Annotated in this window: 6 protein-coding genes; 1 reads left to right on the plus strand and 5 read right to left on the minus strand. The window is 52.9% G+C overall.

Going from position 1 to position 13,087, the window contains the following annotated elements; genetic code table 11:
* Window positions 1–45 precede the first annotated feature (45 nt).
* From FYZ48_RS16415 to FYZ48_RS16425, 3 genes are all read right to left on the minus strand, one after another.
* Window positions 46–684: a hypothetical protein gene (locus FYZ48_RS16415; RefSeq protein ID WP_149342235.1), complete on the minus strand. Its 639-nt coding sequence runs from the start codon at window positions 682–684 to the stop codon at window positions 46–48.
* A 34-nt stretch (window positions 685–718) separates the two neighbouring features.
* A complete protein-coding gene (locus tag FYZ48_RS16420; RefSeq protein WP_149342237.1) occupies window positions 719–2,056 on the minus strand; it encodes a Gfo/Idh/MocA family protein in 1,338 nt (445 codons plus the stop codon).
* A 324-nt stretch (window positions 2,057–2,380) separates the two neighbouring features.
* Window positions 2,381–5,491, minus strand: coding sequence for a tetratricopeptide repeat protein (locus tag FYZ48_RS16425; RefSeq protein WP_149342239.1), 3,111 nt, complete (start codon window positions 5,489–5,491; stop codon window positions 2,381–2,383).
* A 244-nt stretch (window positions 5,492–5,735) separates the two neighbouring features.
* On the opposite strand from FYZ48_RS16425, the gene FYZ48_RS16430 reads away from it, so the two are divergent.
* Window positions 5,736–7,172 carry a sulfatase family protein gene (locus FYZ48_RS16430; protein WP_149342427.1) on the plus strand — a complete coding sequence of 479 codons (1,437 nt, stop codon included), beginning with the start codon at window positions 5,736–5,738 and terminating at the stop codon, window positions 7,170–7,172.
* 348 nt (window positions 7,173–7,520) lie between these two features.
* Here the strand turns inward: FYZ48_RS16430 and FYZ48_RS16435 are convergent, their stop codons facing one another.
* Entirely contained in the window at window positions 7,521–9,095 is a 1,575-nt protein-coding gene (locus FYZ48_RS16435; RefSeq protein ID WP_149342241.1) for a hypothetical protein, read from the minus strand.
* A gap of 364 nt (window positions 9,096–9,459) precedes the next feature.
* Complete coding sequence (locus FYZ48_RS16440; protein WP_149342243.1) at window positions 9,460–12,897, minus strand: protein kinase domain-containing protein; 3,438 nt, start codon at window positions 12,895–12,897, stop codon at window positions 9,460–9,462.
* Between the last annotated feature and the right edge of the window lie 190 nt (window positions 12,898–13,087).

Raw genomic sequence — 13,087 nt, forward strand, 5'->3', positions numbered from 1 at the left:
ATCACGTCTCCGGTCGCATACTGGCGACTAAAATCACGTTCTGTGTTATCGAGACAGATTGCGATAAAAGGTGTCGCGAATGTTTCGCATCGTCTGCCAGATATTGGCTTTCATATCCTGCGGAGAAACGCAGGCGAACAGATAGCCGGTCCCGGTTGTTTTGTCTGTCCAGGTCTGGATGATCAGATTCAAGGTTTGCGGTTTCCGGGTGACGAACGGTTCCGTCCAGTTGACCTTTGCCGCATATTCTGTGAGACCCTGCGGGTAAATCTTCTGTGGATCGACGGGGGTGGCTTTGGTCAGTTTGCAGGTAAAGCCGCTGGTATCGATTTCCTTCTTCCGGCTTTTGAAGATGGTACTCGACAGCCCCTGATAATACGTGAGTAGTTCGCGTTCGATGTTTTTTTGTGTCAGCTCTGTGCCGGGATCGAGTTTAAAGACGAAGAAGTAGGAGAAAAACGAATTCGATTTTTCCTGAAACATGCCCGGCGAAAAGCGGGCTTCTTCGATTCCCTTGAACTGCATTTCCCTGGCGAAGGAAGGGGGCAGCGGAATCTGCTCCCCCCTCCAGCCAGCAGGTACTGTGATATTCTTCGCCAACTCGGTATCAGCGGCCAGCACGACGCTGGCTCCAGACAGAATTACCATTAAAACAGCAAGACGGCGGAGATTAAATAACTGCATACGAGGTGTTTTCTATCTTGAGGAATACAGGAGTCTAGATCGAAGCGATTTCGAAGCCGGTGCGGTAGTCCCGTGTCAGGTATTTGTTGGCAGCCGAGTTGTTGGTAATTTTGAGGGCTTTGCCATCGAATTCGAGGGTTTCGCCCGAGAAGTATGCGGCCACGTTGCCTAACTGTACGGCTTCGGTCAGATGGCCGCCGTATTCAAACCCGTCGCTGGGCTGTTTACCGGACAGGCAGCCGTCGACCCAGCCGTGATAATGATCGAGACCTTCTACCGGCTCGATTGTCACACCTTCGATGTTGACGAACGGCATGCCGACGTGGGGCAGAATCATGTTTCCTTTTTCACCGACGAAGATCGAACCGCCGCCTGGCAGTGTTTGGCCGGGTAACAGTTTGGCGATTCCGTTCGCGGGACGCCGACCACCATCGTACCAGTTAATCGGCAGACTGCGACCAGCGGTATACTGCGTACCGGGGATGATGTATTTGATGGTTTCCTGGGCGGGCCAGACTTCATCATTCATGCCGGTGTGCTCCGAGTGGACGCTGATCGGGTCACCTGTAATTTTAAGGGCCGTGTAGACCGGATCGAGCAAGTGACAGCCGAAATCGCCGATGGCTCCGGAACCGAAGTCCTGCCAGTCTCTCCAGGTGAAGGGATGGTAGACCCGGTTTCCGCCATAGGGACGCATCGGGGCGACACTGACCCAGAGATTCCAGTCGAGTGTTTTGGGAACAGCTTCATTTGTCTTAGGCGGTTCGAGTAGACCACTGCGTCCGTGTCCGGTGGTGCCGACCCAGGAATGCACGGCTGATACTTTACCGATGACGCCATCTTGAATCGCTTTTACTCCGGTCCGATAAGCGGAATGTGAATGGATCTGGTTCCCCATCCGCGTGATGACGCCTGATTTTTTGGCCTGCAGTCGCATCTGGCGGGCTTCCCACACCGTGCGTGTCAGCGGTTTCTGGCAGTAAACGTGCTTGCCGCGTTGCATGGCGTCCATGCTGATGATGGCGTGGGTATGGTCGGGAGTGGAAACCGAAACGGCATCGATTTTATCACCCAGCTCATCCAGCATTGCTTTGTAGTCCTGGTAGATGGGAGCGTCAGGTGCCAACGGTTTGACTTTCTCAGTGCGCGCCAAGTCGACATCGCAGAAGGCGACGCATTTCACTTTATCGTGGCTGGCAATGAGCTTGATATCAGAATACCCTTTGCCGTCGGTGCCGATGCCCGCAAACTGCAATTGCGAGTTCAAATTCTGTCCGCGGACAAATGCGGGAGCGGCAAAAGTGGATGCGGCTGCAGCAGCAACGGTTGTTTTCAAAAAATCGCGACGGGTCGTCTCTTTGGAGGAGGTCATGATTGCGGGCTTCCTGTTGATTCGTGTCGTGGGATGTATTGGGGGCCAGAATCAGATTCTGATTAGTGTAGAATAATGATTATAGCATAAACTGCTTGTGATACGTCAATTGAGTCTGCATCATGAAGTGTGAGCAAATTTGGATTTCATTCTGGATCATTTTAGACCAGAAAGGTGCGTCCACCATGCGATTGATTCACTTTGATAATGAGAGTGAAATCAATGGACTGTTAGAACCATTTTGGATCGCAGTTGAGTTGAGCCGATTCCTGGGGAGTCTCAAGCCCGGGTGCGCGGTTAGCAATACTCGATTAGAGCATTGAATCAATTGAGTTCATCGACGCTGGTGACTGCTTGCCGATTGAGAGATTCCTCTCGGCCGGTGAGTGCCTGGATGCGGGACAGTTCCTCCCTCCAATCTGATTTCGAATCATCGGTCAGCAGGGGGAGTAATTTTTTGATGGTTTTTTCAGCCTCTGGATAATTTCTGACATTAATCAAAGCGGTCGCCAGAACGGAAAGCGATTCTTCCTGCATGACGGGAGAAGCGTTGGCAATTCGTGCGTGCTGCAGTGCCTGTTTGGCCAGAGCGGGTTCTGATGTATCGGCTGTATCGAGCAGTAAACGCGCCAGTTCGCGGTGGGCATCCGGATAAGATGCGTTTTTAGCGATGGATTGTTCGATATCTGTTCTGGCGGAGTCCCGCTCATTCAATTTGAGAGAGGCCATGGCCCGATCAAAGAAGGCGTCTGGAGAATCGGGAAACAGTTCGAGAGCCTGCGTGAAATCCTGAATCGCTTCCGCATATTGATTTAACTCTGCCCGCACACGGCCGCGCGTCATCCAGGCACAAAACACGGTTTCGTCCTGCTTGATCGCCTTTGTAAAGGCCTGTTCCGCTGCTGCATATTCTTCTGCGTTTTGATAACACTCGCCTAATAAGAAGTACGTTCCAAAACTGACCGAGTCGGGGAATTGTTCCATCGCGACTTTCAAGACCTGCGCTGCCTTGTGATAGTCTTTCATCGCTTTATAGACGACGGCTTTGCCGTAAAAGGCGGACTCTTTTTCGGGGGCACATTCGATTGCGGTTTTGTAATCATTCAGTGCCGCCTGGTGAGCACCACAAATCAGATGCAGATGAGCGCGTTCTTCATACAGTTCAGCCGCTTTGGAATTCCTCGCACACTGGCCGTTCAGATAGGCGATGTTCATTTTATTCAGCCCATCAGAATAAGAGGCCTCCTCATTCAGCAACGTCAGCAGCCCCGTTGACAATTCATCGTAGATTTTGCTTTTGTTTTTAAAGAACTGCCAGACCATGCCTTGCCTGGAGTCAGCATCTCCCTGTTCCATTTTTCTGGTATAAGTAAACCGGTCAATGTCGCTGGGATGGGTGTCTGATTCGTCAGTGGGTCGATTGATGATTTGGACCAGCATATACTCTATCTGATCCAGGGCCTTTAAAGACGGGCGTGCATTCACAGGCCCGAAGCATTTCGATGCCTGTTGTGCCTGAAGTACTTCGGAGACGCCGCGATTCATCCAGTAGTCATATTCGACTGAGCGACGGACGACGTGGCGTAAACCTTTTTCAAATGAGGCGGCTCCATAGGCTTTGACAGCCACACGGTCGGCAAGAATTTCCTGCAGTCTGCTGGCACCGAAGGTGATTCGGGAAAAGACGCGGTAATAAAATCTCAAAAATTGAAAGGCAATGTGCCACCAGCGAATCTGGCGTCGACTGGCCACGGATTGTGCAAAGCGTTGCATCGCAATATCAACGCGCATCGCTGTCGCGCCGCCTGCTGTATCCCGGTTGAGGAAGTGCCCATATTCATGAGCCAGAATGCAGGAAAAGGCATCGACTGAGAGACCGTCGAGAACGCCCACTCCTAAATAGAGAATCCGGGTGCCCTTGTCTCTGAATCGTTTCAGGACATTCCCCTGCTCTGAAACTGCGATGGTCGTTGACTGCAGGAGACGAATCTGATCGACGGGCCGGGTGCCGACTTTCTCGGCGACTTCTTCGACCAGCGCCCACAAACCGGGCTGCTCTTCTTTCGAAATGATTTTGCCCGGGATCTCCCGATTAATGCCGACAAAGCAGGTCCAGATCCCACTGCAGGCAGTCCAGATCGATCCCAGACTCAGGATAAAGACGAGGGCCACCAGCCACAGGTTCAAGTAAGGGACATTGAGCAGGGCATAACCCAGGGTGAGAGGGACGGCGAGGGAAACGACGACCAGCAGCGGTAAGGAAATATAGTAATAGACGCTGGCGAATTGCACCAACAGCCGATAGGCGGAACGCAAGCTTTGATGCCCTTCCAGTGCCTGGATTATGTTTTCCTTTTGAAGAATGCGGACGATTCTGGACGACATGAATTTGCCTGCTACGTACAAGAAGGCTAAACCCACGAGCCAGGCGAGGACCACGTATAACGTGAACCAGGCATATTCCCAGATCCAGCGTTGTTGGTCGATTGCCATTTTCAGCCACTTCGCAATACTCGCTTCAGGAACTCCCATTTCTTTGGCTTTCAGGAACTGCTGCTCAGCGGCTTTCCAGTTCTCATCCTTGAGGTCAGCGATTCCCTGAAAATAGTAAGTGTGTTTATCGTTAGGAAATTTCTGTCCCATCGAGGAGACCACACTGCGAAATTCGGTATTGTTCTTGTCTTCTAACGAAAATTTGGCAAGCGCAATCCAGGGAGTCGGATTATTCACGTTTTTCAACGTTTCAGCGCGTGCCAGATTCTGGGCACGTCTCCGGTAGGGTTGCAGCACACTGAAGGGCGCATTCCCCTGCTCCAGCGTGGAAACGGCAGACATCAATTTTGACAGCGAGGGGTTCTGCTGCAATTGGGAATCAATAATGGCCTGCGCCTGACTGGTGTTTCCTTTCTGGAGCAGTTGTTTTGCATTCTGCCACTGGCCTGTCGGGGCGGGAGAGATCCCCGCATAGACGCGCGTGGTGGGAGTCTTGCCGAATTCGACTCTGGGAGGAGCAGGATTCGTATTTCGAAAGAGCGGGTTTTTATAATGCGAAATTTGATTCGTAGAGCGATTCGTTGAAACGGCGGAGTTTTGTCCAGAGTAGTTGGTCCGCCCCATGTTCGGATTTGCTGGATTTCCTGGGCGCGTCACGGTCCTGGAATTATAGCCCGGGCGATTGCCTCCCGGAGTGGGGATGCCGGGTCGATTGACCCGCGGACTGGGAGTGCCGGGACGATTGCCGTAACTCGGTCTGGGAGAAGAGGGGCGATAACTTCTGCCTCCCGGACTCGGTGCAGAAGGTCGCGAGAACCCGCCCCCGGAAGGGCCGGACGGAGCAGATGGAGCAGACGGACCAAACTGAGCATGGCCCAAATTATTGAGTCCCAGCAAGAGAGCTGTTGCTAGCGGGATGATGATCTTGAACGAATGAACCACGCTGTTTCTCCCAACCAGTAAGATAGCAGTAATGAATCAATGTCCCCTTATACTACTGGCGAAATATATACACGTCTACACGATGTCGTGTATTTGATTCGATTTTTTGAAACTGGAAAAATGGCCTGCTCTGTGAATCTGATAATGTGAATCAGGGTCGGGCACTGATATGATCGAAGCTGGCGATCCTGATTTCCAAGGGACGCCTCTTCACCACACAGCCACCAGACAGAAAGAGTCAATGATGGGGAATCGACGTGTTTTTTCAGCAGTCATCGGAGCCGTTTTTTGCCTGTTCGTGTCAGGAGTCTCCCTGGCAGCGAAGGCGGATACTTCCGAAAAACCGAACATCATTCTGGTGATGGCTGATGACCAGGGCTGGGGAGATACAGGCTATAATGGCCACCCGTTTGTCAAGACGCCGGAACTCGATGCCATGGCGAAAGAGGGATTCGTCTTTGACCGCTTCTATGCCGGTGCACCGGTCTGTTCGCCGACCCGGGCCAGCGTGATGACTGGACGGAATCCGAATCGAGCCAAAGTCACCAACCATGGTCGCTACATGCGTCCGCACGAGCAGACCATTGCTGAAACGTTGAAAGCCGCGGGATACGTCACCGGTATTTTCGGCAAAGTGCACCTGGGTTCGGGACAACCCGACTCGCCCTGCAATCCGAGTGGCATGGGATTCGATGAATGGGTGATCGGTCTCAACTTTTTCGACAATAATCCCTACCTGAGCCGGATGGGAAAGATCGAGCATCGCCAGGGGAAGGGTTCGGTGATCCTGATGGATGATACGCTCGCGTTCCTCAAGAAACACAAGGACGGTGATCAGCCGATCTTCACGGTCGTCTGGTTCCCCTCTCCGCACTCCCCGCATGCGGAAGTGCCGGATGGCCCCAGCCTTTACAAAGGCAAACTGCAGGCGGGGTACTACCGCGAAATTACGCTGCTGGATCAGCAGGTCGGCCGTCTGCGACGCGCGCTGCGGGATATGGACATGGCGGAGAATACGATCGTCTGGTACTGCAGCGACAACGGCGGGCTGAACAAGGAGACGTCCGGGGGTCGTGAGAAAAAGGGGAGCATCTACGAAGGGGGCCTGCGGGTGCCGGGGATCATCGAATGGCCGGCTAAGAAACTCAAGGGGCGGACTGCGATCCCTGTGGCGACCTTTGATATCTATCCGACACTGCTGGCGATGGCCGGCGTAGAGTTGTATGCCCCGCATCCGCTGGATGGTATGGATGTGAGCGGCATCATTGCGGGGTCGGTAACCGAACGGAAGAAGCCAATGGGCTTCTGGCATCATTTACAGGGCGGGCAAGGTACCCGCAGCGACCAGATTCAGAAAGCGATCATGGAGAAGCAGCAGGCCGGTGCTCCCTTACCCCATGATCCGGTCCGCATGCGGAAAGACGTCGACGAATTCCCCCAGTTTCCCGAAGAAACCACGACCGGGCACGCGGCCTGGACGGACTGGCCTTGGAAACTGCATCGGATCAAAGGGACGAGATTCGAACTCTACAACCTGAGCGATGACCCGATGGAGCAGACTGATCTTTCTAAAGATCCAGAACAGGCCGAAAGGGTAAAACAGATGCAGCAGGAACTGGATACCTGGATGCGGTCTGTGATTCGGAGCATTAATGGGAAAGATTATCTGGATCAAGATTAAACAGGGGAAAGACCTGATTTCAGACTAACAGGGATCTGAGGAGGAGGATCATGTGTCGCAAAATAAAGAATCAAGAATAATTCGTGTTTTATGTTATTCTGTTCCAACTTTGTTGATGGCTTATATATTAAGTATTGGGCCTGTGGTGGTGTTAGTAGAAGATTCAGCAGGGAATCTCCCACCGCAATATCATGCACCACTGAGATCTTTCTATGCTCCTGTAGTCTGGGTGATTGAACGGAATCAATATTGCAGAAAACTCTATGCAGAGTATCACAGGATGTGCAGTCCCCATTACTAAAGTCCCCACGCTTTTCGTATTGTAAATCTACGGTGGGTCCTTTTTGCTCAGAGCGGTTTATAAATCATGCGTGCGCCGTAGAGGTACCAGCGTCTGGTGTCTGTCTGCCAGCCGCGGAGGGTGAATAAACCGCAGCGCCAGTAGTGATCGAATCCGCCGCCGTGTACGTAGCAGGTTGCACTCTTACTCAGATAGTAGTAGTCGCCGAAATTGTGGTGCCGCAGTGTGTCGCTGCCGAGACGCATAGATTTCTGTGCGTGAGGCACTGAGTCCACTCCCTGATTGACATAATCCAGGGGGAGTGCCAGCAGTGGATGCGCCGGATCGAAGGTCAGATTCTTCATATAATTCCGTTCACGATCGCCGCCGACGGTGCCGTTGTCGGTCTGAATCTCCTGCGTGATGCCGGTCGGTCGATACGTGTCGCTGGTCACATCGCTGGCGTAATCACGCATGTTGTCGCAGACGTACGCCTGGCCATTTTTGAAGTTCAGCCCGTCGATGTAATGCCAGACGTTGCCCCACAGATTCTCCATGTAACGGTATCGTACAGCACAGCGGTAACTGGCGTCCGCTCCGCCGCCGTTCGGTGGCGTGTGGCCCGAGGGTGTCTGCAGGCTGTCGGCCCAACCGGTTTTCTGGGCGGCGCCTCCCAGCATCATGTCCGTGGTCGTGTCGAGCGGCGGTCCATCAAAGTAGATCGACGTCATTCCCTTACGGGGCGTATCCGACTCCACACGCACAATGCTGCGTTCGTTCGCCAGCACGGAATGCTGATCATTCCAGTCCACCATTTGGATTGCCGACCCGACAAACAGTTTCTGAGACAGGTACGAACTCCAGTCGCTGACGATGAACCGGTTGGTGTTTTGCTCTGCCAGCGCACAGCGCAGCCGGGCACCACGGGAGGGTTGCAGGATCTTTCCCCAGCCGCCGCCCACCGCGGCCTGACTGTCGCGGGTGGCATATTCGACCAGGAACAGGTTCTGCAGCAGATTTAACGTGCGGAGGTCGAGAATTCCATACCCCGGCCCGTTGGCCCGCGCAAAGCTGCGGTATTCGGGCCGCGTGCCATCCGCGGTCGGATAGACGCCTGAAATACTCAGCATTTTCCCGTCGTGCACGTGGGCTTCATAGGCACTGACATAGATCGCTGGAAGCTCTCGCCCCTCTTCCACGAAGGCTGGATCAACGACAAATCCGGGAAGTGGCTTATCACTGACAAAACGGTATTCATACCCGTCCTTCACATACCGCAGGGCATAGTGCCGCGGGATTTCCACGAAGACATTCCCATTGCTGCCCGTCAGCGAGAAGCCGGGCTCGCCGGCATAGGTCACCGTGGTGCCCCCCTCTTTTCTCTGCAGGACATTACAGAGTCGCATCTGACTGAAGGGCGGAATCTGATCGAAGTCGGTCGCCTTGAGGCCCCTGGCTAATCCGATCCGTTCGCAGGATGCGAGATAGTCTTTGACTTCGTCGTCGATGAGTTTCCACCGGACGCCGTATGCGGCGGGGATGGCAGGGCCGGCAGTGTCATCAGCCTGGCACCTTGATTGCTCGGCAGTCACGAGCAGTACGGTGAGGGACACGAGGACGTGTAAGTAGCTTTGTTTGCGCATGAATTACTTTTTCAGTTGATCGGAGAGCAATCCGAGACATTTTATTTGATTTCCGTATGGGAATAAGCCACAGGAGGCGTTCGTGAGTTATTCTACTCCTCGCTTGAATGTCGATCCAGTGTGCTGGTGAAACACGAGAGAGTAAGAGCGTGCTCTTTGAGTGGTGCGTTTTCACTGTCCGTTTCCTGCTCGCTGCGCTCAGTTCCAATATCATTCGCCCCCGGAGATCTTCTGAACGGTTGCCATGGAGGGTCAGGTTCAGTGGTACGTCTCCAGGCGGGCGGACACGTGGGTACCAACCCAACACTACCCTACCCTACCCTACCCTACTTCTGATGTAAAACCTGTTCTGTCTGTGGTGAGACTATTTTGAGGGTGCCGGTTTTGCATTGAAATCACTTTCAATCTTACAGTTCGGCAGAGCCTGTTTGAGAGCAGCGACCCCTTCGGGAGTGACGTTGGTCTGTCTCAGATCGAGATTCTGCAGCGTCTTGGTTTGATAAAGGTACTTCAGCCCCTCGTCTGTGATTTTGCAGTTAGCGATCTCCAGTTTTCCGAGTTTTTTCAGTCCCGCCAGGTATTTGAGTCCTTCGTCAGTAATCCCTGACGTCGATAAACTGATCTCATGCAGCGAGTCCAGCCCCTGCAGGTGCTGCAAGCCTGCGTCGGTAATACCGGGATTCTGATATGCAAATAAATATTCCAGCTTGCTCAGATTGGCGAGGTGCGCTATGCCGGTATCATTGAGTTGCGGATTACCGGTGATCTTTAACTTTGTCAGATTTTTCATCTCCCCGATGGTCTGCATACCCTCATTGGTGATGTCAGTATTCGTGACATACAGTAGTCGCAACGGTTTGATCTTGCTGAGTTCGTGCAATCCGGCGTCGGAAAACTTTGTGTATTCGACTGATATCGCATTCAATTCAGGAAGTGCCAGCAGGTGTTGGCACCCCTCGCCGGTAATGCCGGTATGATTCAAATGCAGAAACCCCAGATCATCCAGGCTTTTAAGATATGCAAGGTCCTGATCGCGGATCGGGGTATAATCCAGTCTCAACGTAACGAGCTTGTTCAAGTCTTCCAGGCGCACCAGATCCTGAGGGGGGATATTCGTCTTACTCAGATCGACGTTGTAATAGACAACCGGCTCGTCTGGCAGATCTTCCATGCTGGTTACGAAGTGGAGATCTGAATTCACCCCCACCCTTCCCCCCTGACGGAAGACCCACTCAAGAACGTCCCGTGATTTCCCAGCGTTCGAAAAATCGCTGATGATTGTGCATTCCGGCAATTCTTTCTGCAAAGCGGCGATGCCTTCCGGAGTGACATTGGTCTCCTGAAGAGTCAGCGTTTTCAACTGCTTCAGACCGGAGAGATGTTTCAGACCAGCATCGGTAATGGGCGTGCGTCGTAGATCCAAACTGTTGAGATGCTTCAGCTTTGTCAGATGCGCAAGGCCGGCATCAGTGATCGCGATGTTGTAACTATCTAAGAGAATAAGTTGCTCATGCTCGCCGATCTGCTTCAACCCGGCATCAGTGATTCCTGTCCCACCAACTGTCAGCACTTCCAGCTGTTTCATCCCCTGCAAGTGCTTGAGCCCCTCATCAGTGATTTTGGGATTCATATGCGCATAGAATTTTTTCAGCTTCGTCAGACCTGAAAGGTGGGATAACCCGGCATCATCGATTTGCGAATTGGATAAGTTCAGAAAATTGAGTTGCCTTCGATTACCAATCTGCTGCATCACTGCGCTATCGATGGTGCAAGCGACCAGATCCAGGGTGATCAGGTTCAAGAATTGACCAAGGTGACTTAACCCATCCCCTCTGATCGTTGAATCATAAACTCTGATCGCCTTCAAAGCTTGGAAGCCGTTGAGATACTTCAGACCATCCCCTTCGATAGTAAAATGCTCCAGATTGAGGTCATGCACTCCTTCGACAAATTTGAGATATTGAAAATCCTGTTCCCCAAATGAGTCACCACTGATCTTCAAACCGTAAAGCGGTTTCAGATTCGACAGCCGTTGCAGATCGTGAGGTGGGAATTTAGCATCAGAAAGATCGACGCCGTAGTATTCCACCGGTTCGGCAGGCATATCTTTAATACTGGTCAGGACATTGTGTTCTGAGTTGACCGCCACCGATCCACCGACACTGAGAATCCATTCGACAATTTCACGAGCCGACATCGGAAACGGCATGATCGGGTCTGACTCTGCTGTCTCTGCTGTCTCTGCAACAGTCAGCGGCACCAGGTGGACCTTGATCGTTTCTGTCTGACCCGACTTGACGGTGAATTGACGGGTGAAGGTTTCGAAGCCCCCTTTGGTCACTTTAAGAGTGTGCGTTTTCGCATCGGCTGTGACCTGAATCGGGTCCTGGTTTTTCCCCGTGTTGATGGTGATTTTCTGTTCTTCATCCACAGAGACCACGGCACCGGCTGCGGTAGGCTGGTCGACTTCGAGAATGACGGTTCCTGCGGGTGTCTCGACATTGAACACGATCCCTGCCAGAAAGACGAATGCGGCCAGTGCCAAGCCTGCGATGCCCCAGCCCCGTTTGCTGTTTGACTTCCGGGGGCGCTGTAGCGGCTGGAAGGCGGTTCCGTTCAGGGTGTCATTCAGAAAATCGGAAGTCGGGTTGAGGTCCTGTGTGCCTGCTTCGATTTCTCCCGCCGGCATGACAATCGTCGGACTGGATTCCACTTTTTGTGACTGCAGGAACTTTTGCAGTTCGGGATCTGAAGGCTTCGTGGACATGGTGGAAGCGGGATTCTGCAGATCGCATTTTTCGATCGCATCGATCACGGCCTGCATCGACTGAAAGCGATCTTCCGGCAACTTGGCGATCATCTTCTGATAGATGGCATCGACATTTGCGGGAACCTGCACGTTTGCGGAAGCGAGGGAAGGAATGGGCTGATCGCGATGTGCGAGGATTCGGTTGACGACGGTCTGTCCGCCATAGACCGAATTACCGGTCAGTAAATAATAGAGCGTACAGCCCAGGCTGTAGATATCGGAGCGATTGTCGGCGGAATGTGTACTCTGGGCCTGCTCGGGCGACATGTAATCGACGGTGCCCATGACACTGCCCGATTGAGTCAGCGCGGTGGCCGGGTTCTCTTCATCCACTTCATCGATGCGGGCGAGGCCCATATCCAGGATCTTAATCGTCCCGTTATCATCCAGCAGCATGTTGGAGGGTTTGATATCGCGATGAATGATGCCTGCCTGGTGCGCGTATTCGAGTCCCCGGGCGGCCTGCAGGATGTAGTCCAGTGCCTGCCCGACTGACAGTACGCCCTGCTGTTTCACCAGTGCGGACAAATCGGTGCCGGAGACATATTCCATCACCAGGTAGTGAGTGCCGTCGACCTCGTCTGCATCATGTGCCGTGACAATGTTGGGATGCGAGAGTTTTGCTGCCGCCTGGACCTCGCGCTGAAAGCGGCGGATGACATTCTGATCTTCCGCCATCGCTGTTGGCAGGAGCTTGAGGGCGACTTCGCGTTGCATCCGACGATGCCTGGCGAGGTAGACGTCACCCATGCCGCCTGAGCCGATCTTGTCCTGGATCACATAGTTCCCGAAGCGGAGCTTATCCCCCTGTCCCTGGTAGACCATCTGAGCCTGCAGCCGGGTGACTTTATTGTGCTTGACCAGCAGCTTTCCCAGGTCTTCAGCAGACTCAACTTCAGGACAGTGCAACTCTTTAAAGGAGGCCAGATCCTCCGCGGAAAGCACACCGCTATCGTCGAGTTGAGTTGCAAACTGTTCCAGAGTCATCGTCATGGCGGGTAGACTGGTCTATCTTCGAAGTGAACAGATGATTTGAGCATGTTGGGTGATCAGTGTAAATTTAATCAATTTCTGAGAGATCACAAGCTCATATTCTGCGAAGAAATGAGTTACAGGATAAATATTTAGCTCACGGAGACAGATTCCTGACTGGGGACTTCCCCGATGGAGGAAAATCACTTTT

Origin of the sequence: Gimesia chilikensis (assembly GCF_008329715.1) — a bacterium.
GTDB lineage: Bacteria > Planctomycetota > Planctomycetia > Planctomycetales > Planctomycetaceae > Gimesia > Gimesia chilikensis.

Excerpts from the sequence above, each read along its gene's own strand:
- FYZ48_RS16435 (WP_149342241.1), bottom strand. The coding sequence starts at position 9,095 with ATGCGCAAACAAAGCTACTTACACGTCCTCGTGTCCCTCACCGTACTG.
- FYZ48_RS16420 (WP_149342237.1), bottom strand. The coding sequence starts at position 2,056 with ATGACCTCCTCCAAAGAGACGACCCGTCGCGATTTTTTGAAAACAACC.
- FYZ48_RS16415 (WP_149342235.1), bottom strand. The coding sequence starts at position 684 with ATGCAGTTATTTAATCTCCGCCGTCTTGCTGTTTTAATGGTAATTCTG.
- FYZ48_RS16430 (WP_149342427.1), top strand. The coding sequence starts at position 5,736 with ATGGGGAATCGACGTGTTTTTTCAGCAGTCATCGGAGCCGTTTTTTGC.
- FYZ48_RS16440 (WP_149342243.1), bottom strand. The coding sequence starts at position 12,897 with ATGACGATGACTCTGGAACAGTTTGCAACTCAACTCGACGATAGCGGT.